Here is a 23,742-nt window from a genome sequence, read left to right on the forward strand (position 1 = left end):
TGACTTGGGCTAAAGTTAACATACGGCTATCTGTAACCGGATAGCAGGCTAGACGATGAGGAATCGAGTATGCAGGCTCTATCTGCTTCTACTCAGGCTGCTGATGCTTATCGGGCAGGCCTGGAGCTGGGTAGCAATCTCAAAGCTGTAGCTCCCGAAATAGTCTTTTTGTTCAGCACCATTCACTATGGCGATACAGCTGAGGTTATCGAAGGTCTTCTTGATGGTTTGGAAAACCCAGATTTAAAAGTGATTGGTTGTAGTGGTGATGGCGCTTTCGAGTCAGGTTATGCAAGGGATGTAGGGGCTACCGCCTTGGCTTTAAATTCAGGCGGTGATGTCAATTGGTTGATCTCCTCAGCTCAGGGGGTTGAACAGGATCCAGTTGCTACCGCTGAAGCCGTTTTCAGTGAAAGTCGCCGGCAATTGAATGGGCGTTTACCGTCACTGCGAGTCTTCTTTTCAGATTTTCGAACTGATGCCAGCTTGATCGAAAAAGTCATCGAACAGCAAAGTGATTGTCCTGTGGTTGGTGGCTTGGCTGCAGATGATAGCCAGATGAAACAATGTGTCGTTTATGCCAATCAGCAAGTATTGCAAGATAGTGTGGTATTGCTGAGTGTAGATGGTCCGATCAGATTCGAAATTCATGTGGGCAATTCGATTAAACCTGTTGGCAAGTCAGGTGTTATAGATGCTGCAGAGGGATCGCAGATTAATGTGATTGATGGCCTCTCGGCTATGGATTTTATTGAGCGCGAGACGGGTAAACCGGTATTACAATCTGATCGGGGTATTACATCGCTCACCATCATAGATCAGGATCAGAGTGATATTAAGCGGTTGCGTTCCATCGTACCGGATCTATCTGATAATGCGCGTAATTTAGGACTTTACGGTGGTATTGAAACTGGTAAAAGAGTCCAGGTTTGTCAGGCGACACCGGAAGATCTTATTGCCGAAGTAAAAGAGATTGCTAAGAGTATAGATGGCCAGAATTTCAAACCCGTGGCTGCATTAATTGTGAGCTGTGCAGGACGGAAATGGCTGTTGGGTTCAGATATTGAACATGAAGTGCATGCCCTGGCGGACAATCTTGATGAGATTTTCCCCTTGGCGGGTTTCCCTTCGTTTGGAGAAATAGCACCTTTAAAAATCAATGACAGTTATTCCAGGAATCTATTTCACAATATGACCTATGTGCTTACTCTGATTGGTCGCTAATTATGCAATTTTTAAGCACAGTAGAACCACCTCCTTCCGGTTTTGTATTTACTGAATTCAGTAAAAGAAAGTTTCTTGTTGAGCCGGTGGCCGTTTTTACGGGTGACATTCAAGGCTTGATTAACCAGCTAGATTCAAGAGCTGACTATGTTCAGGGTGTGCTCATTGAAACCTGTGACCGTCTTCAAATTGAGCAGCTGGGCGAACAATTGTGGTCTATGCGGGTTCCAGCTGATCTTCTCGGCCAATTACAATCTATATTAACCCCGTTACTGTATGCGTTAGAGCGCGAGCAAGATGCTAATGATGAAAATTCAGTATTGATGCAGAAGCTTAAGCGTATTAGCCATGATCATGATATAACTCGCCAAGATTACCAATACTTAACCAACCGATTACAGAACCAGGTTGACGAACTTACTCAGGCGCAGGAGGAAAACATACAGCTCAATCGCGAACTTGAAGCTCGTGTGATTGACCGCACTATTGCATTAAAAAATGCAAACCAGGCACTACAGCAAGCCAAGGAAGCAGCAGAATCTGCCAATGCAGCTAAAAGTCTATTTTTAGCTACCATGAGTCACGAAATACGTACACCCATGAATGGGGTCATCGGTATGTTGGAGTTGCTCGGTGACAGTGGACTAACGGATGACCAGTCCTCAATGTTGGGTACCGTTCGTGATTCAGCGTTTTCTCTATTAACCATACTGGATGACATTTTGGACTTTTCCAAAATCGAAGCCGGGCGCATGGAGCTTGAAGCAGAGCCCTTCTCGCTGCGTAAGTTGATTGACAGTGTTGACGGCACCTTGCGCCCGAATGCAAAAAAAAAGCAATTGCAGTGGACCTGTGAGGTTGAGGATGGCGTACCCGATACCTTGATAGGTGATCAGGTACGCGTGCGACAAATACTCTTCAACCTGTGCAGTAATGCCATCAAATTTACACAAACAAATGAGAAAACAGAAGGACGAGTCGCCGTAAAGGTGAATACTGAATCTCGCAGTGCTGAGCAGGTGAATATCGCAATTCGAGTCATCGACAATGGGGTGGGCATGTCACCTCACACGATAAAGCAATTGTTTACACCTTTTACCCAAGCTGAAACATCAACGGCACGCCAGTATGGCGGCAGCGGACTTGGGCTTTCAATATGCAAATTGCTCGTGTCGTTAATGAAAGGGCAGATAACAGTTGAAAGTGAGCTAGGTGAAGGCAGTGAATTTTATGTGTCTCTAAACCTTCCCTACAGGGATGTAGCACTGGAACAAGCTGTACCACAAGCCGAATTGACTGCGGACGAAACTTTCTTTCAAACAATGGTTAACAGGCGTCTCTTGGTTGCCGAGGATAATCCAACAAATCAGCTAGTGATTCGTAAACAATTGGAAAAGTTGGGCGTGAACCCTGTAGTGGTCGATAACGGCGAACTCGCCCTGGATTATTGGCGCAACCACGAAGTCGATTTAATTCTCACCGATTGTCATATGCCGGTGATAGACGGATTCCAATTAACGGATGCGGTGCGGGAACATGAAGCAGACTCAGGGCGGCATACCCCCATCATTGCCATCACTGCCAACGCCTTACGCGGCGAGGCAGAGCATTGCCTTGCGGCCGGAATGGATGATTATCTGGCCAAGCCTGTTGAGTTAAAGCAGTTACGCCAGTTGCTGCAAACCTGGCTGGTAAAAGACTGAACGACAAATAAAAAAGGCCCGCCATTGGCGAGCCTTTCGAATATGGTAGCTAGGGGCGGACTTGAACCGCCGACCCCAGCATTATGAGTGCTGTGCTCTAACCAGCTGAGCTACCTAGCCACTACCATCCCCCACTTGGGAGGGCGCGTATTGTCGCGGGAGTCCTTGCCAAAGTCAACCCTTAAATCAAAGGCTTAGCGGACTTTTTTGGCTCCTGTGACAGCACCCTGCCGGTGGGGCTAAAACCGGCTTTATACGTTGAAACGGAAGTGGATTACGTCGCCATCGGCAACGATATAGTCCTTACCTTCCAGGCGCCATTTACCGGCGTCTTTAGCACCTGATTCACCATTACAGGCGACATAGTCGTCGTAGCTGACGATCTCGGCGCGGATAAAGCCTTTTTCGAAGTCGGTGTGGATCTTACCGGCGGCCTGTGGGGCGGTGGCGCCTACAGGGATGGTCCAGGCGCGCACTTCCTTCACGCCAGCGGTGAAGTAGGTGTGCAGGTTCAGCAGCTCATAGCCACCGCGGATCACGCGGTTAAGGCCTGGCTCGTCCATACCCAGGTCTTCGAGGAATTCCTGCTTTTCCTCGTCTTCCAGCTCGGCGATTTCGGCTTCCAGCTTGTTACAAATAGGCACCACTACGGCGTTTTCCTTGGCGGCGATTTCGCGCACGGTATCCAGGAAGGGGTTGTCCTCAAAACCGTCTTCATCGACGTTGGCGATGTACATGGTGGGCTTCAGGGTCAGCAGGTTCAGCTCTTTCAGTAGGCCCAGCTGGTCATCGTTGAGGCCGAAGCTGCGCAGGGGCTGCGCTTCGTTCAGGTGTGGCAGGATCTTGTCGATCAGCTCAACCATCTTCTTGGCGTCTTTATCCTGGCCTTTGGCAAGTTTGGTGAAGCGGTGGTGGGCCTTTTCGCAGGTTTCCAGGTCGGCCAGGGCCAGCTCGGTGTTGATCACATCAACGTCGGCGGCTGGGTTGATCTTGCCTTCTACGTGCACCACGTTTTCGTCGTCAAAGCAGCGAACCACGTGGGCGATAGCGTCGGTTTCACGGATATTGGCCAGGAACTTGTTACCCAGGCCTTCACCTTTGGAGGCACCGGCTACCAGACCCGCAATATCCACAAACTCCATGGTGGTAGGGATCACACGCTCTGGATTGACGATGGCGGCCAGCTTGTCCTGACGCGGATCGGGGACGGTTACGGTACCTTCATTGGGGTCGATGGTGCAGAAAGGGAAGTTTTCCGCCGCAATGCCATTTTTGGTCAGTGCGTTAAACAGGGTGGATTTACCTACGTTGGGTAGGCCGACGATGCCGCAATTAAAGCCCATGATAGTGTCCGTCTGATAAGAGTCAGGTTTGAAGGTGTGAGTTGAAAAAGGCGGCTATTCTACACTACCCGTGGGCTATCCCCTAGGGGTTGCTTGGATCGGGATTGGTTAGTGCTTAGTAGGCATCGGTATGGTGGCCGCGCTGGCCAATAATCGCCAGGGCGGCGACGCGGTAGGCTTCGGCCAGGGTGGGGAAGTTAAAGGTACTTTCGACAAAGATATCCACATGAGCGTTGGCGAGCATGGCCATTTGGCCGATGTGGATAAGTTCGGTGGCACCTTCGCCAGCGATCATTACGCCGAGGATCTTCTCGCCCTGGCCATCGCTGATGATCTTCAGCATACCGTCTTCAATACCGGAGATATGGCCGCGGGCGATTTCGGCAAAGTCGGCTTTGCCGATAAGTACATCACCGTGGGCTTCGCGGGCCTGTTGTTCGGTGAGGCCAACACCGGAGAGCTCGGGAATACCGTAGATACCAGAGGGCAGGGTATTACTCATGCCGCCCACGGGCAGATTCAGAGCGTTACAACTGGCTCGCCGTCCCTGTTCCATTGAGGCCGAGGCCAGGCTGGGTGGGCCAATCACATCGCCTGCCCCATATATACTGGGTACTACTGTTTGTAAGTCCTTATTGACGTCTAAAAGGCCGTGGTCGTTTAGGCTAAGGCCAGCATTCTCCAGAGCCAGGTCGTGGGTATTGGCTACCCGGCCAGCGGCACAGAGCAGCTTTTCACTCTTCACCATATCGCCGTTTTCACACTCAACCACAACCTGAGTCAGGCCATCCCAGTAGACACTTTTGATGGGGCTATTGCCTTTCCAGGTGCCGCCCATATGCTCAAAGCCGCTGACAAAGGTATCGGTCAAATCCTGATCCAGAAATCCCAACGGGCGAGGGTATTTGTCGATCATGGTGACCTTGACCCCCAAGGCCTGGAAGATCGAGGCGTATTCGCTGGCTATCACACCGCCACCCAGTACGGTCAAACTTTTGGGCAGGTAGAGCATGGAGAGGATGGAGTCGCTGTCGAAAATGTGCTCGTGATCGATGGGGATATTATCCGGGTGGCGAGGGTAGGAACCAGTAGCAATGACGATCTTGTCTGCTCGAAGCTGCTGCTGTTCACCATTAACCTGGGTGATTTCCAGGTGCTGGGCATCGATAAATTTGGCGCGGGCGTGAATGCGGGTAATCAGGTTGCGGTCGATCTGTTCCTGCATGTACTGGTCATGGGCGCGCAGCACATAATCCAGGCGGGTAATCAGGGTTGCCAGTTCCGTATCTTCCGCCAATTGGAAGTTTGCCAGCTCGGCGTTTTGACGCATATTGCGTACCCGCAGGGCATTTTCGCGCAGGGTTTTTGAGGGAATGGTGCCGCGATGTACACAGGCGCCGCCCAGCATTCTGTCGCGTTCAATCAGCGCCACGCGGCGTTTGGCTTTGGCGGCTTGTACGGCGGCTTTTTGGCCGGCCGGGCCGCTGCCAATCACAATAATGTCAAAGTCCGAGGCTAGCATCTGGTCAGGCACTCATGACCTCCATGGTTTGGGAGACGGTCTCTGATTTTTCCAGCAAGTCGGCGATTTCATCGGGGTAGAGGTTTAAGTTGGCTAATATCTCGGCTTGGCCTAATTGCTCTCTATCCAGTGCTTCGGGGGTCAGCATATGGCGAGCAAACAGGCTGGCACTGTGCACAATGGCTGTTTGTGTGACGGCATTGGGTGCCTGGGTAGGGCAATCAAAATAGCTCAAGGTTTCGGCTATGGTCTGGGGCATTTTCCAGCGTTCCAACACTTGCAAACCGGTCTGCCGTTCGAAATGTGAGGCCAGCGCCGTGACACAATCCTTATCGCAGGCTATACCTTCTGCATCGAGTTTCTCCAATATGCTCTGCAAGGCCACCGGCCAGCCGATATTGTGCAGCAGGCCACAGAGAAAAGTGGTTTCGACGTTATAGCGACAGTGGCGAGCAATCTCTTTCGCCCACAGGGCTGTAGCCAGGGCGTGGCGCCACACATTTTCAATGTCCTGTTCAAACCCGGGAGCCTTGAACATTTTGGTACTGATAGAGGCTGCCAGGGCGATTTCGCTAATCAGGCTCATACCCAAACGGGTGATGGCTTGTTGCAGGGATACCAGTGTGGTGTTGGGGCTGTAGGCTGCCGAGTTGGCGATGCGCATCACGTGCCCGGCCAGTGACTGATCACTCTGAATCAGTTGAGCCAGTTGCACGGCATCGGATTCTGGATCTTGAGTAAGTTGGACAACGCGTCCCGCCACTTCGGGTAAAAGCGGGACGTCAATATCGCCTTGTTTTAGCTGTTGCTCCATAAGCCCGACCAAGGGGGTCGCAGCGGCGGGCAAGGGAACCGCAGGAGTCATCATGGCTAATCCTTATGCATGCTGGATGTAAATTGTGTGTTAAATGACCGACAGGTTTATCAAGTGTAGTTCAGGTTTGTCGCTGGCAGGTTTAGAGCTTTGCAAGGCTTGCTATAGTTGGTACGGTTCTGTGGGTAAGGTAAGATGAATAAGACGACATTAGGACATAATTAAAAGTAGCCTGTTTGCTACTTGGGTGTGATGAAGTACATGACTTGGGGTTTATATAGGGGCTTGACGCAATTGGCTTTCGGCAGTGTAGTGCTGGGAACCGGTTTGCATGGATACGCGTCGGCACCTGAAAAAAGTGATGTCACGGAAGAGAGGGTTGTAGAAGAGATTCTGGTTGAGGCGCAAAAGCGCCCCCAGGCCTCGGTAGATGTGCCTCTGGCGGTTAATGCTTTCAGTGGTACCCAGCTGGATGATCTTGGTGTTGCCAATCTTGAGCAGCTGTCGGATTTTGTACCCGGCGTAAACATTCAGCAGCAGAGTGTCACCACAACAGGTTTTGCCATTCGTGGCATTACCAGTGATCAGGCATCTGCCACTAACCGACCGCGGGTATCGGTGTTTCAAAACGGTGTTGATATCAGTCGCTCGCGCGGCAGCAATATTGCGCTTTACGATATTGAACGCGTTGAAGTGTTGAAAGGGCCGCAGGCCACCTTGTTTGGCTCCGGTGCCGAAGTGGGTGCGATCAGTATTCATCAACAGCGTGCTCTGCAGGAAAATTCTGCAGAACTGACTTTCGGAGTAGGTTCCAAAAACAACCAGGAATTTACCTCGGTCTTTAATACCGTCTTAAATGAAAACTGGGCTTCGCGTCTGGCCTTGCACTATAAATCCCGCGATGGTTATATCGACAATCCCGCCGGCGGTGATCTCAACAGTATTGATCGTCAGGCTCTGCGCTGGAGTCTCGCCTATGAAGGAGAGGGCAGTCGCTGGGACCTGATAGTGAATTATCAAAACGATAATCCAGCCGGTACCGCCTTTAGCAGTTTTTATTTTCCTGAACCGGATGCCTATGAAGAATCTCACCTGGATCAAGGCCGCGATCTGGGTATTGATCGCGAACTGTGGGATATCACCCTTGAAGGCCAGATAGATCTTAACAGCCAGTGGCAGCTCACCTCGATTACGTCCTACCGTGATTTTGATGCGCAGGAAATTTTTGATGCCGATGGCATGTCATTGCCGGTGTTGTTGTTTGAAGATCGCGTGGTGCATCGTCAATTTAGCCAGGAAGTGCGTTTTAATTATGATGATGGTGATCGCTGGCAGGGATTTGTCGGCGTTAATTATCATCAGGAAGAAGGCTATCAGAAAATTACCCAGCAGTTTCATGAGGGGTATTTGTTACTGTTGCCCACCGTGCAGGCATTCCTATTCACACCTACTGCACCTTTTGATGAAAGTTTGTTGTTAAATCCGCCACCACTGTTTGGACCCGGTGCGCCTTTGGCTGACTTTTCTGGTATTCCGCTCAACCCTGCCTTGCGTGAGTCACAAACCCGTGATGGCAATAACAGCATGTTTGATCTGTTTGCCGATGCCACCTACAGCTTTGCCGATCAGTGGGAGCTGACCATGGGGTTGAGGGCGAGTTACGAACGTATAAAAAGTCAGATCACAACGCCGGAGCCGGAATCGCCTGGCGGTATAGCGGTTGCGACTGGAGCCTGTGGTAATGGCTTTTTAAATCAGCCCCTGTGTAATGACAGTGGTGATCTTATTAGTCGCCGTCTAACGCAAAAAGATAATTTCTGGGGCATGGCCGGGCGGTTGGTGTTGTCTTATCGGCCAACGGAAGATACCCACACCTATCTCAGTTATGCGCGTGGGCGCCGTCCCAATACATTGGATTTCAATAATTTCAGCGCGGTAAATAATCTCGATGATGAGACGGTAGATTCTGTCGAATGGGGCATTAAATACCGCAGTGATGATCAGCGCTTAAGTGCTGATGGCGCTGTGTTTTATCATCGCTATACAAGTTTTGTTACCCAGCAGCCGGGCAATACACCGGTGGCTTCATTTGATGACAACGGTAAAGCGACAACGACTGGTGTAGAACTGTCGGGTCATTATCAGTTGCATGCAAAGTGGCGCATGTTGGCCAATGTTGCCTACGTTGATGCCCGTATTGATGATGACAGTGACTTTGCATTGGCCGATCATCGCTTCCGCTTGGCGCCGTTATGGTCAGGCAGTCTGGGAGTTGAGTATGAATCCACGTTGGCCGATGTGGGTGACTGGCGAGTCGGGTTGATCTATAGCTTCCAGTCGGAAGTGTATTTTGAAGATGATAACGACAGTAATTTAGGCAATAACCGTCAGGGCAGTTATGGTCTGTGTCAGCTCAATGCCAGTCTGACAAGCTTGAATCAACGTTGGCGTACCGATTTACGTGTAACCAATTTGCTGGATAAAGAGTATTTATTGGATGCGGGCAATACCGGTGGTCTATTTGGCATGCCGACTTATGTCGCCGGGCCGCCGCGTATGGTTGAGGCCAAGTTGAGCTACGCGTTTTAAGCGTTAACAGCTTGCGCCAAAACTGTGCGCGTACATGACTTTTAGGTGGAAAACACGCCAATCCTCAGCTACACCTATAGGTATACTGAATGTTGTGCTCTACCCCATCCCACCACTAGGGGCAAAGCTCAGGGAGCGAGCATTAAAGGAAGTATTTACCCTAAGGGAGAGGGCCCTATGTCGTTACCCAAGATTTTGTTCTGGCAGCCGCAAGACAATGGCCGGCTGATAGAAAGCCTGTCCAATGAATTTACCATCGCCAGCACTTCATCCCAGGAAGAAACCCTGCAGTTAGCCTCCGAAGGTGATGTTAAAGCTCTGGTAGTGGATTTTAGTTCGCAAGAACCCCTTTCCCTGGGTCTGTGTAAAGGCCTGCTTGACGATGATGAAATTGTTGCCAACCTGCCACTGATTATTCTGTCTTCCAGTAATGAACTACGCCATAAGCTCGAAGCCTTCGAGCAGGGTTGTGATGACTATATCGATCCGGGAACTTGCGTAGAGGAAATTGCTGCGCGCATTAATAAATCCATCTTCCATAAAATTGCCAGTGAGCAATTAAAGGACCGTCTGGAACTGGCCAATGCCACAGCCTACTCGGTGATGTCCGATAACAGTGATCTTGGTGCCAACATTCAGTTTCTTCTCGATGCCAATCGCTGCGACAATCTCGATCAGTTAGGCCAGCTATTTTTTGGCGCCATTCAACGCTACGGCATCAGCGCCAGTTTACAAATGCGCAGCCTGTATTTAGTTAAAAATATGGAAGCCAATGGCATGGCCAAGGATCTGGAATCGCAATTGCTCACGCAAATGCAGGACGCCGGGCGCTATGTGGATTTTGGTCGCCGTACCATTATGAATTACGGCCAGTGTTCGCTGTTGGTTCGCAATATGCCTATTGATGATGACGTTCGTTACGGCGCGATTAAAGATAACACCTTTGCGTTGATACAAGGGGTGGATGCGCGTCTTAAGGCATTGGATGAGCACCAAAAACTGCTCGACGAAAAAGAGGCCTTACACAAGCTTTCACAAACAGTAAAAGAGGTGATGACCGAGATTGATGAGTCCTACCAGGCGGTGATGCGTGATATTGTCTCGACGGTTGAAGATATGGCTGACTCCATCCAAAACCGTATCCCCGTATTGGCCCTTAGCGAAGAACAGGAAAGTTTTTTTGAGGGAGTGTCGGATTCCTGTGTTAGCGAGACCAACCGTATCTTTAACCAGGGCTTAAAAGTCGACGAAAGTTTTCAAAACCTGTCCGATGCTATGGAAAAAGCCTTGCACGAAGTTGATTTCCTGGATGATGAGCAACACAAGGAGCCACCGCCTATTGTTGATAGCGGCGCCTCTGATACCGATGATGGTGTTGAGCTGTTTTAGCATTTGACCCGATCTAGCCAACGAGTCACATCCTGTCGTTATGTTGGCAGGACTATCCTTTTTCTCCCTTTATAACCTATTATTAGTTTAGGGCCTCTCTGATCGGGCTCGCTGGCATGTAAAAAGCATTGTTTTGGCTTTTCTAGAACAAACTATTCTGAAAGACCGTGTCTAACTGTAAGTAATTAGCGCTAAAATAGAATTAACAGCAGGTATTCCTGAAACGCGTAGGTTGGTATTCACTGACTAAGCTCGGAGGCTATAAGTGGACCTGGCAACTGACAATAAAGATCTGGTTTGGGATCTTGAGACATTTAACCAGCGCCAAAGGGCGATGGATTTTGTGCTTGGTTTCGAGAACAAGCTCTGTGTCTATTCTGATTCGGTTGAACAGTTATATACCAACTACAATATCTTTTTCCCCAAAGAGGAAAACCGCAAACTGGTGATTCTGCCGAATCCCTATGCCCACCACGATATTTTTCATAGCGTGAATGTTGATGCCATTACCCCAACCGGTTTGAATATTATTCCCGGCGATGTGGTGGGAAAAGAAGGCCTCTACCTGACCATTCCCTTTAAAAGCGGTAAAACCCGTTATCGCGCCGTGCCCCTGCAGGTCGGCTTGCGGGTGGTGAATCAGCAGCGCCCCGATGACAAACCCCTGTTACCGGTATTGCGCAAAGGTGATTTACGCGAGCTGGATTCCAACACCCCTTGCTTACATTTACACACGATTAATATGGGCAAGCTTGATACCATGTCAACGTTGGAGCGGGGTGGTATTCGCACTGTGATCGAAGAGCGTTTGAGTGGTATTCAATAGGTTCTGCGACAGAAAATAAAAAGGGGCTAACGTTTCCGTTAGCCCCTTTTTTGTGAGTCGTGATCTTGATTAGCTGGCGAGCTTGGTACGCACAGACGCTAATTTCACGCACACTTCAAATACATCCATCGCTGCATTGACGTCGGCAACACTGGGAACGGTTGGTGCCAGACGAATATTGCGGTCTTCCGGATCCTTGCCGTACGGGAAGGTGGCACCGGCAGGTGTCAGTTTTACTCCGGCATCAGCCGCCAGTTTTACCACCGCTTGGGCGCAGTTTGGCTGGGTGTCGAAAGAAATAAAGTAACCACCGGCAGGTTTTTCCCAAGCGCCCAGATCGCTATCCGCGAAAGCGGCGTCCAGCTTGCTCAGTACCGCTTCAAAACGCGGGTTAATAATATCGGCGTGTTTTTGCATATGGGCGCTCAGGGCATCCATATTGGGCAGCAGCTTCATATGACGCAGCTGGTTAATTTTGTCCGGACCAATGGTCGTGGTACCCAATACCTTGCGGAAGGCGTTGAGGTTGTTGGCCGAACCACCCAGGAAGGCCACACCGGCACCGGCGTGGGTAATCTTGGAGGTGGAGGCAAACTGCAACACACTGTCTTCAGTACCTGCTGCAACACAAGCTTCCATAATGTTGGCCAGCTGTGGTGGGTTGCTCATCAGGTCGTGTACGGCGTAGGCGTTATCCCAGAATACACGGAAGGCCGGGTTGGCGATCTTGCCCAGGGCCGCAATACGGGCAACGGTGTCTTCGCTGTAGACCACACCGGTTGGGTTGGAATACTTGGGTACACACCACATACCGATAATGCTCTGGTCGGCTTTGATCATGGCTTCGACCTGATCCATATCCGGGCCAGTAGCAGTCATAGGCACGGTGACCATCTCAATGCCCAGTTGCTCGCACACGGTGTAGTGGCGATCGTAACCGGGAACCGGGCATAGGAATTTAGCGCCGTCGATGTTTTTCCAAGCGCTTTCAACACCGTTAAAGCCAAACTGGTAACCGGTCATAGCGGCCTGGAACATCATGGTCAGGCTGCTGTTGCCGCCGGCCATCACATTGGCTGCGTCCAGGCCCAGTACTTGAGCACCCAGCTCGCGGGCTTCTTTAATACCGTCGAGGCCACCGTAGTTGCGTGTATCTGTACCATCGGCTGCCTTATAGTCTCCCGCTAAAATACCGTCGAGCGCATCAGACAGGCTCAGTTGTTCGGCGGAAGGTTTACCACGGGTCAGATCCAGATTCAGTTTCTGATCCAAAATGGCCTGATATTGGGCTGCCAGCTCTGTTTCCCACTGACGCAATTGTTCCGGGGTGGCTTGATCCAGTCGCAAGACGAAATACCTCGATCGATTAGGGCTAAATTCAAAATACAAAGGGCTAAAAACTGCCTGGCGGGAGGCTTTCAACATGATTAGAGGAAGCCGGTCGCAAAAAGGCGCCGCATTATACCGCCTCTTGACGACAGGTATAAGAGGCTTGGCCGGATTATTGGGGGATTTTTAAGGGTAGGCTGCAGATAAAGCGGCTGCCTTGCCCGGGACAGCTTTCGACGCTCATTTGCCCGCCCATCAAACGGGCAAAATCGGCACAGATTGCCAGCCCCAGGCCGGTACCTTGCGTCGCGTTTTTACCCAGCTGGGTTTGGCTGAAGGCGCGAAACAAGCGCGCCTGATCCTCATCATTGATGCCTGGGCCTGTGTCTTCAACGCTAAATGCCAGCATATTATCGTTGGGGGATGCTGTGAGGTTAATGTGCCCCTGCTCGGTAAACTTGACGGCATTGCCCACCAGGTTAATTAGAATCTGTTTGGTTTTGCGAGCATCGAGCAGCACCTCTTGTGGGCAGCTGTCCAGCGTGTGTGTCAGCACTAACTTTTTGTCGTCGCAGGTATGTTGAAACAGCTCGATCGTGTCAGTCATCAGTTGTTGGATATTACAGGGAGTCAGGCTGGTCTCCAGTTCTTCAGCCTGCAGTTTTGAGTAGTCGAGAATGTCGTTAACCAGTGACAACTGATGATCGGCGGCGTTACTGATAGTGCGTATTTGCTCCTGCTGGCGTTCATCGAGCTTTTCGGGTCTGCGTAGCAGTAGCCTGGCCATGCCGCTGATAATATTAATGGAGTTGCGACATTCGTGGCTCATGCGGCCCATAAACTGGGACAGGGCTGTGTGTTGTTGTTCGATAAGTTCTTTTTGCTCGGTAAGTGCTGCGGTGAGCTTGGCGCTGTGGATAAGATGTTTGACCCGGGCGATAAGCTCCTCGTAAATAAGCGGTTTGGTCACGTACTCATCTGCCCCCAAACGGAACAGCTCTATACGGCGAGCTGGATCATCATAGCTGGACATGGCAATGATCGACGGTGAGCTATGGTGCTCTTGCTGGCGGCGGATTTTTTTCACCAGGGTTAGGCCGCTGCTGTCACCCTCAAGCACTATGTCGGTTAGTACCAGGTCATAGGTGTTTTCGGAAAACGCCTGCCAGGCTTCTTCTACTTCAGTGGCGGTATCTACCTGCAAACCAATACCTTCAAGATACAGCTTGGCGGTTTTCTGCTGGGCCAGAGAATCTTCAACCAGCAGAACTCGGCCCTCAATAGGCTTTAGGCTTCCCGCCGTACGGATAACAAAGGATTCGAGTTCATCGAATTGCGCCGGGCTAAAGGTCTCAGTCACTCCGGCGGCAAAGGCTTTTTCGATTAAGGCCTGGTGGTTGTCTTTGGTGGTCAGAATGATGGGGGTGCTAGTGTTACGGGATTGTTTGCGAATGCCTCGGCAGAGTTCAAAGCCAGTTGCATCGGGCAGGTAGTGGGCTGTATAGATGAGATCGTAACTGTCAGTTTGGGCGGCTTCTAGCGCAGCTTCAACCGTATTTTGGATGGTCGCTTGCAGGTGGATACTATCGCAGAGGCTTTGTAGTTGTTGTTGCAGAGCTTGATCCTGCTCGGCGATAAGCACCTTCATGGCGTGGCTGTGTCCAAATCTGCTGTGTTCGTAGATTTAGCTTAGCCGATGGGCCGCTGGGGTAAAGTTGGTTGGGGATAAGTTGGCGCCAGATACCTTACTTAGGCAATGGGCTTACGCAATGGTCATTACGCTATGGCGTAGTACAGAGGCTCGCCGACGGTTTCTACAGCGGTACGATCCAGAGTTTCTTCAACAATCTGCTTGGTCATAATGCCGCATTTGCCACACTGGCTCATCACGCCCAATTGCTTGCGAACAGTACGCAGATCAGTGGCACCGCTATACACGGCATCTTTGATTTGGCTGTCGGTGATTCCTTTGCAGAGGCAGACGTACATGGCAAAAAACTCAATGGACCTGATAGGTTTTAATGTTGGTGAGATTTTAGTTGTTAATGAGAATTGTTGTCAACACCTCCTAAGAATATTTCTTATTTGCATTTATTGTTTTTATTTATAAATTTATAGCTATAGATAAGTTGGGGGTGATCAGGCGCGAGAATCAACCGCTAAACCGGGGCGGGTTTTATTAAATAGGGGCGATATAAAAAATTAATGGGACTATATTGGTGGCCTGTGTATCATAGCTAACTGCTATTAAGCACCAAGGTTTTTATTGGAAAGACCCCGTAAATAAAGGGTCTTTTCAGGTGGCGATTCAGGGCTTGGCTGCTATGTTTAAGCCACTGTGATCGCGACATATTGTTAACCCCAAATTAATGAAAGGGAGACCCATCATGGGCGTATTAGTTGGAAAGCCAGCTCCAGACTTCACTGCAGCAGCAGTACTGGGTAGCGGCGAAATCGTTGATGCTTTCAACCTGACCGAAACCATCAAAGGCAAGAAAGCAGTTATCTTCTTCTACCCGCTGGACTTCACCTTTGTATGTCCTTCTGAGCTGCTGGCTTTCGATCACCGTTTTGAAGAGTTCACCAAGCGCGGTGTTGAAGTAATCGGTGTTTCTATCGATTCTCAGTTCAGCCACAACGCATGGCGTAACACCCCAGTAAACGAAGGCGGTATCGGCCCAGTTAAGTACACTCTGGTTGCTGACACCAAGCACGAAATCTGTCAGGCCTACGACGTTGAGTTCGCCGACGCTGGTGTTGCTTTCCGTGGCTCTTTCCTGATCGACGAAGAAGGTACTGTTCGTCACCAGGTAGTTAACGATCTGCCTCTGGGCCGTAACGTTGACGAGATGCTGCGTATGGTTGACGCTCTGGCGTTCCACCAGGAGCACGGCGAAGTATGTCCAGCTGGCTGGAAAGAAGGTGACAAAGGCATGACCGCTTCTCCAGACGGTGTTGCTGCTTACCTGAGCGAGAATGCTGACAGCCTCTAAGGCCTGTTAACATTACGCTTCAAAAAGGCTGCCCTAGGCAGCCTTTTTTTGTGCCTGACGGCCGGGGTCTGACCCTGCGGGTCAGACCCCATCCCTGGCATCGGCACCGATTCTGGCACATCCCCCACCGTTGACTACACTTCTGTGACGTAAGAATAAAGAAACACAGGAGTGTTCAATGAAACTCATCAACTTTCACTGGCTCTGCGTTTTTGTATTAACCGGCCTCTTGGCAGCTTGTAGTTCTCTGCAACAAATACGCAGTGTGGAATATACGGCGGGTGAGACTACCTCAATGGCATTGGCCATGGATGCGGCAAAAGCCAAAGCGGAAGAAGCCCTGAGTGCCAACGGTTTTATGGAAACCGGTCGCGAAAAACACGGCAATAAATTCTACCTATACGGCGAGAGTGCAGGCGAGGGTACATTCGAACCGGGTAACCGCAAATTTACCACCGGCAAGCTGGTGCGCATCGTGTTGGTTGAAGAGGGTGCTTCAACCCAGGCCTATGTACTGGTGCGGGAAAAAGTCGGTTTTGATACCAGTGAAACCGGTTTGGTGGCTCGCCGGCTGGTACAAAAGCTAGGTCCGGCGACCTAGCTTTGCAGCCTGAATATTACGGACGGTAGTCTTCTGGCAGGGCATCGATAAATGCCTCTGGGATTGGGCAGACTTTGCCTGTAGTTGGATCAACAAAGACGAAGCCGGTTTTGGCCAGGGCTACCAGAGTCTCACCCTGGTTCTTGGTAATGCGGAAAATAACATCGGCACCGTATTTGTTAAAATCCGTCAGGCCGACTTCAAATTTCAGTTTTTCACTGGCAAAACTTTCGGCACGGTAGGTAGTTACCAGATCGGTTACTGTGACCACAGCACCACCAATGCTGGTGTCATCAAGCTTCATATCGCAAAAGAAACTGTAGCGAGCATCGGAAATCAGGCTGATCATTTGATCATTGCCCAGGTGCCCGGCCGGGTTTAAATCGGTAAAGCGAACTTCAATCTCAGTGGAATAGAAAAACGCTTCTGGCAGTTCCAGTTCTACGCGAGCCATGGGTACCTCTTTGGATAAATCTTTTGGTTAATCGATGGGGGGCAGCGGCCAGCCACCGAGTTCCTGCCAGCGATTGACGATCAGGCAGAACAGGTCGGCGGTTTTTTCTGCATCATAGGCTGCGGTGTGTGCAGCGCTATTGCTGAATTCAATGCCGGCAGTTTGGCAGGTTTTGGCCAGTACGGTTTGGCCAAAGGCAAGGCCACTTAGGGTGGCGGTATCAAAACAGCTGAAAGGGTGAAACGGATTGCGTTTCATATCCACACGTTCAGCGGCGGCATTCACAAAGCCCAGATCAAAGTGGGCGTTGTGAGCAACCATCACCGCGCGGGTGCAGCCGTGTTCTTTTACTGAGCGACGGATTGATCGGAACAGTTCCGGGATAGCAATTTCTTCCGGCATGGCATCGCGTTCCGGGCTTTCCAGATCGATACCGGTAAAGTCCAGGGCAGATTGTTCGATATTGGCGCCTTCAAAGGGGTCGATATGAAAATCAAAGGTCTCGTCGCGGTGCAGCAAGCCGTCATCACACATGCGCAGGGTGACGGCGGCAACTTCCAGCAGGGCGTCGCGGTGGGCGTTAAAGCCACCGGTTTCCACATCGACAACCACGGGCAGGAAACCTCGAAAACGTTGGGCCAGTAAACTTTTATCCTGGTCCGGCGTGCTTATAGGGTCGTTCACAAGGTGTCCTTAATGATTTTTCTCGATCGTTATTGGTACAGCTTAGCGCTTAACACGCCAGCGAATAGTCTCACCGGCACGCAGTGGTACCAGATCTTCGCCAGCCAGCGTCAGTGCTTGCGGTAGCTGCCAGTCTTCTTTTACCAGCGTAATAGTATCGGTATTGCGTGGCAAACCATAATACTCCGGGCCAAATACGCTGGCGAAGTTTTCCAGCTTGTCCAGGGCGCCCGCATCTTCAAATACTTCGGTGTAAAGCTCTAACGCGTGGTAGGCAGTGTAGGCACCGGCACAGCCACAGGCAGATTCTTTTTTGTTTTTGGCATGTGGGGCGGAATCGGTACCCAGGAAGAATTTCGGGCTGCCACTGATGGCGGCTTTGATCAGGGCTTCCTGGTGGGTGTTACGCTTGAGGATTGGCAGGCAGTAGTAGTGTGGGCGAATACCTCCGGCCAGCATATGGTTGCGGTTATACAGCAGGTGGTGGGCGGTAATGGTGGCCGCCATATTGTCACCGGCCTCAGCAACAAACTCCGCAGCATCTTTTGTCGTGATATGTTCCAGCACCATTTTCAGGTTCGGGAAGTCTTTGGCCAGTTGCACCAGGGTGCGATCGATAAATTCTTTTTCACGATCGAAGATATCAATAGCGGTATCGGTTACTTCACCGTGCAGCAGGAACAGCATGCCGTGCTCTTCCATGGCCGCCAGGGCAGGGTAGACCTTATTGATGTCGGTTACACCGGAATCGGAGTTAGTGGTCGCACCGGCTGGATACAGCTTGCAGGCGACAACGCCGGCCTGCTTGGCGGCGGCAATGGTTTCCGGAGTGGTGTTGTCTGTCAGGTAGAGCACCATCAGTGGCTCAAACCCGGAGCCAGCAGGGTTTTGGGCCATAATACGGTCTTTGTAGGCCATGGCCTGCTCGGCATCCATTACCGGTGGCACTAGATTGGGCATAATAATGGCGCGGCCAAAGGTCTGGGCGGCGTGGGGCACGGTAGTGGCCAGGGCGTCGCCATCACGCAGGTGAATGTGCCAGTCATCGGGGCGGATTATGGTAAGGGTATCGCTCATAATGCATTCACCTGTCGTAAAGCGCTGTGCCATGTAAGAGGCTAAGTAGTGGGTATTGTACCGCAAAAGACGCGCATCCTACCGAAAATGGCGTCTAAAGCACAGCGCTAAAGGGTCTGTAGCTCTGTGCTAAAGCCTGGCCTCGGCAAGTCGATAACTAAGTAATGATGGGTAAAACAGGCGGCCTGGGGCGGCCAAGGTTGGGCATAATGTTAGCGCGAATTCTGGCGGGGATAATGTTGGCGGGCTTGTGGGCGGGGTTGAGCACGACAGCCTGGCAGGCTCAGGCGGCTACTTTTCACCCGCGCCTGGACAAGTCTGAATGGCAGGTCGAGGCCTCGATCTTTGAATGCCGTATGACCCATCCGATTCCCTTTTATGGGGATGCCGTCTTTCGTCGTCGAGCCGGTGAGGCCTCCCGCTTTCATCTGGACAGCAAATCCCCCCGTCTAAAAACCGGTAAAGCCTCGCTGGTGTCTGAAACCCCGATGTGGCGCCCTGGCTTAAAGCCCAAGGCCATGGCCATGGTGGATGTTAAGCAGGGCAGTAAACCCGTGCAGCTGGGTTCCGGGCTGACTGAGCGTATGCTGGCTGAGTTGCACAATGGCCGCAAGGTGGTGGTTACCCGCAAGCCCTGGTACGGGGCTGATGAATCGGTACAGGTGAGTATGAGCTCGGTCAACTTCCGTGCCGCTTATCGCCGTTATCTGGATTGCCTGGGCTCGCTGCTGCCTGTGAATTTCGATCAAATTAAACGCACAGCGATCTATTTCCCGTCAGGTAGTGATGAGCTAAAGCCAAGCGAAATGCAGAAGCTCGACAATATCATTACCTATGTCAAAGCCGATCCCACGATAGAGGCCTTCTATATTGATGGTCATACCGACAGTGTCGGCAAGCGCAGTGATAATCTGGAGCTCTCCAAGCATCGCGCCGAAATGGTGAGTGAGTACCTCAGTTTGAAGGGGGTACCCAAGGACAAAATTACTACCCGCTGGCACGGTGAGCGCTACCAGGTTTCCAGCAATCGTACCCGCAAGGGGAGAGCGAAAAACCGCCGTGTCACCATTCGCCTGGAAAAAGCCGGGGCGCCTAAAGTGCCAAGGTTGGCCCGTGGTAATGTCAGAACCGGTGCCCAATAGGGAGTAAACCCCTCTACCATCTTAATTAACCCTATTTTTTGGGCCGAATTGGAGCTACAATTCGCGCCCCGAAATTTCCGTATAGGGTTGATCAATAAAGCATCAAACCTACGATTAAATGACCCGCTTGCATGGGAGATGCCTATGTCATCCGTGAAAAAAGTGGTACTGGCCTACTCCGGTGGTCTGGATACCTCAGTAATTGTTAAGTGGCTGCAAGAAACCTACAACTGCGAAGTTGTGACCTTCACCGCCGATATCGGTCAAGGTGAAGAGGTTGAACCAGCGCGTGCTAAGGCTGAAGCCCTGGGCATTAAAGAAATCTACATTGACGATCTGCGTGAAGAGTTCGCCCGTGATTTCGTATTCCCCATGTTCCGCGCCAACGCTATCTACGAAGGTGAGTACCTGTTGGGTACCTCCATTGCGCGTCCGCTGATTGCCAAGCGTTTGATCGAGATCGCTAAAGAGACCGGCGCTGAAGCCATCTCCCACGGTGCTACCGGTAAGGGTAACGACCAGGTGCGTTTCGAACTGGGTGCTTACGCGCTGATGCCGGGCATTCAGGTGATCGCCCCATGGCGTGAGTGGGATCTGACCTCCCGCGAAACCCTGATGAAGTACTGTGAAGATCACAACATTCCTGTGGACTTCGCCAGTAGCAAGAAAAAGTCTCCTTACTCTATGGATGCCAACCTGCTGCACATTTCTTACGAAGGCGGCAACCTGGAAGATCCATGGTGGGAAGCTGAAGACCCTGAAATGTGGCGCTGGACTGTTTCCCCAGAGGAAGCGCCAGACAAGCCAGAATACGCGGTACTGACCTACAAGCAGGGTGACATTGTTGCCATCGACGGCAAAGAAATGACCCCAGCTGAGGTTATGGAGCACCTGAACAAGGTTGCCGGTGCTCACGGTGTAGGCCGTCTGGACATCGTTGAGAACCGTTATGTGGGCATGAAGTCCCGCGGTTGTTACGAGACGCCAGCCGGTACTGTGATGTTAAAAGCGCACCGTGCCATTGAGTCCCTGACCCTGGACCGTGAAGCCGCTCACCTGAAAGACGAGCTGATGCCTAAGTACGCCAAACTGGTTTACAACGGTTACTGGTGGAGTCCAGAGCGCAAGATGCTGCAAGCGGCTATCGATGAGTCTCAGAAGTGTGTGAACGGTGAAGTTCGCGTGAAACTGTACAAAGGCGCTGTGACTGCTGTTGGCCGTCGCTCAGAAGACAGCTTGTTTGACGAGGCGATTGCGACCTTCGAAGACGATGCGGGTGCTTACGATCAGAAAGACGCGGAAGGCTTTATCAAGCTGAACGCACTGCGGTTAAAAATTGCGGCGAAAAAAGGCCGCGATCTGCTGTAGCTCTTTATTAAGAGACGCCGCGGCGCTGCAGTAAACATGCAATAAAACCCTGCTAAAAGTAGGGGATACGCAGAGAAAAGATTCGTGGCCTACACTCAGTGGATGGTTTTGCAGCCCTGAGGTAGGCCCGACCGGAAGAAAGGCGGTTTGAGTTGATACGTGTCAATTCAATCCCGCTCCCTGATAGGCACAATGCGCTACCTACAATGGATTAGTCCGTAAAGACCAAGTCCGTAAAGACCGGCTCCGTAGATAGGGGTGCTCCTACGGACTGGAGTGTAGGTGTTATTTGTGAATTTGGGGCAGTCACGTGATTAGCCGTTACTGACAGTCATCCGGAAGATTCCTTAATTACAAAAATCTAACAGGAACGTCACTATGAGTAGTAATCTGGCTGCCGGTGAACAACCGGTATACAACTACAATGTAGTTCGCCAATTTGCCATTATGACCGTCGTTTGGGGCGTGGTCGGTATGGCAGTGGGGGTGTTAATCGCCGCCCAATTGGTTTGGCCCGAGCTGAATGATATCTTTCAGCCTTATACCCACTTTGGACGCTTGCGTCCGTTGCATACCAATGCAGTGATCTTCGCCTTCGGCGGTTGTGCACTGTTTGCAACTTCCTATTACGTGGTGCAGCGCACCTGTCAGACCCCGCTGTGGGGCGGCTTCCTGATCCCGTTTACCTTCTGGGGTTGGCAGCTGGTGATTGTGTTGGCCGCGATTACGCTGCCACTGGGTTACACCTCTGCAAAAGAATACGCTGAGCTGGAATGGCCAATCGATATTCTGATCACCCTGGTATGGGTGGCGTATGCGATTGTGTTCTTCGGTACTATCATCAAGCGTCGTACTTCCCACATCTACGTAGCTAACTGGTTCTTTGGTGCTTTCATCCTGACCATTGCCCTGCTGCACGTGGTTAACAATATGGAAGTACCTGTTTCCATGTGGAAATCCTACTCCGCCTACTCCGGCGCCATGGATGCCATGGTTCAGTGGTGGTACGGTCACAACGCCGTAGGTTTCTTCCTGACTGCTGGCTTCCTGGGCATGATGTACTACTTCGTACCTAAGCAAGCGGGTCGTCCGGTTTACTCTTACCAGCTGTCCATCGTTCACTTCTGGGCACTGATCTCCCTGTACATCTGGGCTGGTCCTCACCACCTGCACTACTCTGCTCTGCCTGATTGGGCTCAGAGCCTGGGTATGGTGATGTCTCTGGTTCTGCTGGCGCCAAGCTGGGGTGGCATGATCAACGGTATCATGACCCTGTCCGGTGCATGGCACAAACTGCGCACCGATCCTACCTTGCGCTTCCTGGTTGTATCTCTGTCCTTCTACGGTATGTCTACCTTCGAAGGCCCGATGATGGCAATCAAAACTGTAAACGCCCTGTCTCACGACACCGACTGGACCGTAGGTCACGTACATTCTGGTGCGCTGGGCTGGGTTGCGATGATTTCTATCGGTGCCATCTACCACCTGATTCCTGTGCTGTTTAACCGCAAGGAAATGTGGAGTGTTGGTCTGGTTAACGCTCACTTCTGGTTGGCGACTATCGGTACTGTTCTGTACATCTCTGCGATGTGGGTTAACGGTATTACCCAGGGTCTGATGTGGCGCGCATTCAACGCCGACGGCACCCTGACTTACAGCTTCGTTGAGTCTGTAGAAGCTTCTTACCCTGGTTACTTTGTACGTGTTCTGGGTGGTGCTTTCTTCCTCTTCGGCATGCTGCTGATGGCCTACAACACATACCGCACCGTGGCTGACGAAGACGAAGCCACCAGCGCGCAGCCGCAAACGGCGTAAGGAGAAGCGACTGTGAAAAATCATGACATCGTAGAAAAGAATATTGGTTTGATGGTCCTGCTGGTAGTTGTTGCTATCAGCTTCGGTGGCCTGGTACAGGTTGTACCTCAGTTCTTCCTGGATGAGACCACTCAGCCAGTTGAAGGTCTGACACCTTGGAATGCTGTTGAGCTGGAAGGTCGTGACATCTACATCCGTGAAGGTTGTCACGTATGTCACACCCAAATGATTCGCCCACTGCGTGCAGAAGTAGAGCGTTACGGTCACTACTCTGTTGCCGGTGAGTCTGTTTACGATCACCCATTCCTGTGGGGTTCCAAGCGTACTGGTCCTGACCTGGCACGTGTTGGCGGCCGTTACAGTGACGAGTGGCACAAGGCACACATGTACAACCCGCGTAACGTTGTACCTGAGTCCAACATGCCAGCGTTCCCGTGGCTGTTTGACAATGTGCTTGATGGCAAGCTGACCGGTAAGAAGATGGCTGCTTTGCGTTCTGTAGGCGTTCCTTACACCGACGAAGATATCGCTGGTGCTGAGGCTGCTGTAAAAGGCACTACAGAAATTGATGCACTGGTTGCTTACCTGCAACAGCTGGGTGATCTGCCCGGTCTGAAGCAGAAGCGCTAAGTCAACACGTAAGAGAACTGTTATGGATCTCACTACATTGCAAGCTTTGTCGACGGTTTTGGTGATGATTGCTTTCGCCGGCGTATGCTGGTGGGCATTCTCCCCAAGCCGCAAGAAGAAGTTTAACGACGCGGCAAACCTTCCGTTTGCCGACGACGACGCTGATGCGGCAACCAAAGCAAGCAACGCAAACAAGCAACCCCTTCATCCCAACTCTGATGAAGAAAGGCAGGACTGAT

The 23,742-nt window shown here is 51.3% G+C and carries 21 protein-coding genes and 1 tRNA gene; 12 read left to right on the top strand and 10 right to left on the bottom strand.

The features are described 5' to 3' along the window. The first annotated feature begins 69 nt into the window (after positions 1-69). Positions 70-1,224 (top strand): FIST signal transduction protein, encoded by a 1,155-nt coding sequence (locus ACGHZ6_RS03685; protein WP_390617447.1) that lies wholly within the window; start codon positions 70-72, stop codon positions 1,222-1,224. A gap of 2 nt (positions 1,225-1,226) precedes the next feature. Next, entirely contained in the window at positions 1,227-2,927 is a 1,701-nt protein-coding gene (locus ACGHZ6_RS03690; protein ID WP_390617448.1) for an ATP-binding protein, read from the top strand. A gap of 43 nt (positions 2,928-2,970) precedes the next feature. Here the strand turns inward: ACGHZ6_RS03690 and ACGHZ6_RS03695 are convergent. The 4 genes from ACGHZ6_RS03695 to ACGHZ6_RS03710 form a co-directional block, all read right to left on the bottom strand. Then, positions 2,971-3,047 (bottom strand) — tRNA-Met (locus tag ACGHZ6_RS03695). A gap of 131 nt (positions 3,048-3,178) precedes the next feature. Then, entirely contained in the window at positions 3,179-4,270 is a 1,092-nt protein-coding gene (ychF, locus tag ACGHZ6_RS03700; protein ID WP_390617449.1) for a redox-regulated ATPase YchF, read from the bottom strand. A 115-nt stretch (positions 4,271-4,385) separates the two neighbouring features. Beyond that, positions 4,386-5,792, bottom strand: a complete 1,407-nt coding sequence (gene sthA / locus ACGHZ6_RS03705) for a Si-specific NAD(P)(+) transhydrogenase (RefSeq protein WP_390619145.1) — start codon at positions 5,790-5,792, stop codon at positions 4,386-4,388. Positions 5,793-5,796: 4 nt separating this feature from the next. After that, positions 5,797-6,660 carry an HDOD domain-containing protein gene (locus tag ACGHZ6_RS03710; RefSeq protein WP_390617450.1) on the bottom strand — a complete coding sequence of 288 codons (864 nt, stop codon included), beginning with the start codon at positions 6,658-6,660 and terminating at the stop codon, positions 5,797-5,799. Positions 6,661-6,867: 207 nt separating this feature from the next. Between ACGHZ6_RS03710 and ACGHZ6_RS03715 the strand changes: the two genes are divergently transcribed. From ACGHZ6_RS03715 to ACGHZ6_RS03725, 3 genes are all read left to right on the top strand, one after another. Beyond that, on the top strand, positions 6,868-9,195 hold the full coding sequence (locus tag ACGHZ6_RS03715) for a TonB-dependent receptor (RefSeq protein WP_390617451.1): 2,328 nt from the start codon (positions 6,868-6,870) through the stop codon (positions 9,193-9,195). A gap of 177 nt (positions 9,196-9,372) precedes the next feature. Beyond that, entirely contained in the window at positions 9,373-10,584 is a 1,212-nt protein-coding gene (locus ACGHZ6_RS03720) for a DNA-binding response regulator (RefSeq protein WP_390617452.1), read from the top strand. Positions 10,585-10,849: 265 nt separating this feature from the next. Next, entirely contained in the window at positions 10,850-11,410 is a 561-nt protein-coding gene (locus tag ACGHZ6_RS03725; RefSeq protein ID WP_390617453.1) for a hypothetical protein, read from the top strand. 69 nt (positions 11,411-11,479) lie between these two features. Here the strand turns inward: ACGHZ6_RS03725 and ACGHZ6_RS03730 are convergent, their stop codons facing one another. From ACGHZ6_RS03730 to ACGHZ6_RS03740, 3 genes are all read right to left on the bottom strand, one after another. Beyond that, complete coding sequence (locus ACGHZ6_RS03730) at positions 11,480-12,757, bottom strand: aminotransferase class I/II-fold pyridoxal phosphate-dependent enzyme (protein WP_390617454.1); 1,278 nt, start codon at positions 12,755-12,757, stop codon at positions 11,480-11,482. Between the two features lie 154 nt (positions 12,758-12,911). Further along, positions 12,912-14,387, bottom strand: a complete 1,476-nt coding sequence (locus ACGHZ6_RS03735; protein WP_390617455.1) for a response regulator — start codon at positions 14,385-14,387, stop codon at positions 12,912-12,914. Positions 14,388-14,515: 128 nt separating this feature from the next. Next, entirely contained in the window at positions 14,516-14,728 is a 213-nt protein-coding gene (locus ACGHZ6_RS03740) for a bacterioferritin-associated ferredoxin (protein WP_390617456.1), read from the bottom strand. Between the two features lie 398 nt (positions 14,729-15,126). On the opposite strand from ACGHZ6_RS03740, the gene ACGHZ6_RS03745 reads away from it, so the two are divergent. Together ACGHZ6_RS03745 and ACGHZ6_RS03750 are read left to right on the top strand one after the other, a co-directional pair. Next, a complete protein-coding gene (locus ACGHZ6_RS03745) occupies positions 15,127-15,732 on the top strand; it encodes a peroxiredoxin (protein ID WP_390617457.1) in 606 nt (201 codons plus the stop codon). A gap of 178 nt (positions 15,733-15,910) precedes the next feature. Beyond that, the gene (locus ACGHZ6_RS03750) at positions 15,911-16,333 is read left to right on the top strand and encodes a hypothetical protein (protein ID WP_390617459.1); all 423 of its coding nucleotides are present in this window, start codon (positions 15,911-15,913) and stop codon (positions 16,331-16,333) included. A gap of 16 nt (positions 16,334-16,349) precedes the next feature. Here the strand turns inward: ACGHZ6_RS03750 and ACGHZ6_RS03755 are convergent, their stop codons facing one another. Genes ACGHZ6_RS03755 through pyrC form a run of 3 tightly spaced genes read right to left on the bottom strand, consistent with a single transcriptional unit; the run spans position 16,350 to position 18,548 of the window. Then, positions 16,350-16,787, bottom strand: a complete 438-nt coding sequence (locus ACGHZ6_RS03755; protein WP_390617460.1) for a thioesterase family protein — start codon at positions 16,785-16,787, stop codon at positions 16,350-16,352. A 27-nt stretch (positions 16,788-16,814) separates the two neighbouring features. Further along, entirely contained in the window at positions 16,815-17,471 is a 657-nt protein-coding gene (rnt, locus tag ACGHZ6_RS03760; protein WP_390617462.1) for a ribonuclease T, read from the bottom strand. 42 nt (positions 17,472-17,513) lie between these two features. Continuing rightward, on the bottom strand, positions 17,514-18,548 hold the full coding sequence (pyrC, locus tag ACGHZ6_RS03765) for a dihydroorotase (protein WP_390617463.1): 1,035 nt from the start codon (positions 18,546-18,548) through the stop codon (positions 17,514-17,516). Positions 18,549-18,757: 209 nt separating this feature from the next. Here pyrC and ACGHZ6_RS03770 point away from each other — a divergent pair, with 209 nt between their 5' ends. From ACGHZ6_RS03770 to ACGHZ6_RS03790, 5 genes are all read left to right on the top strand, one after another. Continuing rightward, positions 18,758-19,690, top strand: coding sequence for an OmpA family protein (locus ACGHZ6_RS03770; protein WP_390617464.1), 933 nt, complete (start codon positions 18,758-18,760; stop codon positions 19,688-19,690). Between the two features lie 144 nt (positions 19,691-19,834). Next, positions 19,835-21,058, top strand: coding sequence for an argininosuccinate synthase (locus ACGHZ6_RS03775; protein ID WP_390617465.1), 1,224 nt, complete (start codon positions 19,835-19,837; stop codon positions 21,056-21,058). 378 nt (positions 21,059-21,436) lie between these two features. After that, a complete protein-coding gene (ccoN, locus tag ACGHZ6_RS03780; protein ID WP_390617466.1) occupies positions 21,437-22,873 on the top strand; it encodes a cytochrome-c oxidase, cbb3-type subunit I in 1,437 nt (478 codons plus the stop codon). A 12-nt stretch (positions 22,874-22,885) separates the two neighbouring features. Then, positions 22,886-23,503, top strand: a complete 618-nt coding sequence (ccoO, locus tag ACGHZ6_RS03785) for a cytochrome-c oxidase, cbb3-type subunit II (RefSeq protein WP_390617467.1) — start codon at positions 22,886-22,888, stop codon at positions 23,501-23,503. Positions 23,504-23,525: 22 nt separating this feature from the next. Beyond that, positions 23,526-23,741 carry a cbb3-type cytochrome oxidase subunit 3 gene (locus ACGHZ6_RS03790; protein ID WP_390617468.1) on the top strand — a complete coding sequence of 72 codons (216 nt, stop codon included), beginning with the start codon at positions 23,526-23,528 and terminating at the stop codon, positions 23,739-23,741. The last annotated feature ends 1 nt before the right edge of the window (position 23,742 follow it).

The organism is Maricurvus nonylphenolicus (assembly GCF_042854845.1).
Lineage (GTDB): Bacteria > Pseudomonadota > Gammaproteobacteria > Pseudomonadales > Cellvibrionaceae > Maricurvus > Maricurvus nonylphenolicus.

Bases quoted from the DNA above. Each gene is read 5' to 3' on its own strand.
- ACGHZ6_RS03685 (WP_390617447.1), top strand. From the start codon at position 70: ATGCAGGCTCTATCTGCTTCTACTCAGGCTGCTGATGCTTATCGGGCA.
- ACGHZ6_RS03690 (WP_390617448.1), top strand. From the start codon at position 1,227: ATGCAATTTTTAAGCACAGTAGAACCACCTCCTTCCGGTTTTGTATTT.
- ychF (WP_390617449.1), bottom strand. From the start codon at position 4,270: ATGGGCTTTAATTGCGGCATCGTCGGCCTACCCAACGTAGGTAAATCC.
- sthA (WP_390619145.1), bottom strand. From the start codon at position 5,792: ATGCTAGCCTCGGACTTTGACATTATTGTGATTGGCAGCGGCCCGGCC.
- ACGHZ6_RS03710 (WP_390617450.1), bottom strand. From the start codon at position 6,660: ATGATGACTCCTGCGGTTCCCTTGCCCGCCGCTGCGACCCCCTTGGTC.
- ACGHZ6_RS03715 (WP_390617451.1), top strand. From the start codon at position 6,868: ATGACTTGGGGTTTATATAGGGGCTTGACGCAATTGGCTTTCGGCAGT.
- ACGHZ6_RS03720 (WP_390617452.1), top strand. From the start codon at position 9,373: ATGTCGTTACCCAAGATTTTGTTCTGGCAGCCGCAAGACAATGGCCGG.
- ACGHZ6_RS03735 (WP_390617455.1), bottom strand. From the start codon at position 14,387: ATGAAGGTGCTTATCGCCGAGCAGGATCAAGCTCTGCAACAACAACTA.
- ACGHZ6_RS03740 (WP_390617456.1), bottom strand. From the start codon at position 14,728: ATGTACGTCTGCCTCTGCAAAGGAATCACCGACAGCCAAATCAAAGAT.
- ACGHZ6_RS03745 (WP_390617457.1), top strand. From the start codon at position 15,127: ATGGGCGTATTAGTTGGAAAGCCAGCTCCAGACTTCACTGCAGCAGCA.
- ACGHZ6_RS03750 (WP_390617459.1), top strand. From the start codon at position 15,911: ATGAAACTCATCAACTTTCACTGGCTCTGCGTTTTTGTATTAACCGGC.
- ACGHZ6_RS03755 (WP_390617460.1), bottom strand. From the start codon at position 16,787: ATGGCTCGCGTAGAACTGGAACTGCCAGAAGCGTTTTTCTATTCCACT.
- pyrC (WP_390617463.1), bottom strand. From the start codon at position 18,548: ATGAGCGATACCCTTACCATAATCCGCCCCGATGACTGGCACATTCAC.
- ACGHZ6_RS03770 (WP_390617464.1), top strand. From the start codon at position 18,758: ATGTTAGCGCGAATTCTGGCGGGGATAATGTTGGCGGGCTTGTGGGCG.
- ACGHZ6_RS03775 (WP_390617465.1), top strand. From the start codon at position 19,835: ATGTCATCCGTGAAAAAAGTGGTACTGGCCTACTCCGGTGGTCTGGAT.
- ccoN (WP_390617466.1), top strand. From the start codon at position 21,437: ATGAGTAGTAATCTGGCTGCCGGTGAACAACCGGTATACAACTACAAT.
- ACGHZ6_RS03790 (WP_390617468.1), top strand. From the start codon at position 23,526: ATGGATCTCACTACATTGCAAGCTTTGTCGACGGTTTTGGTGATGATT.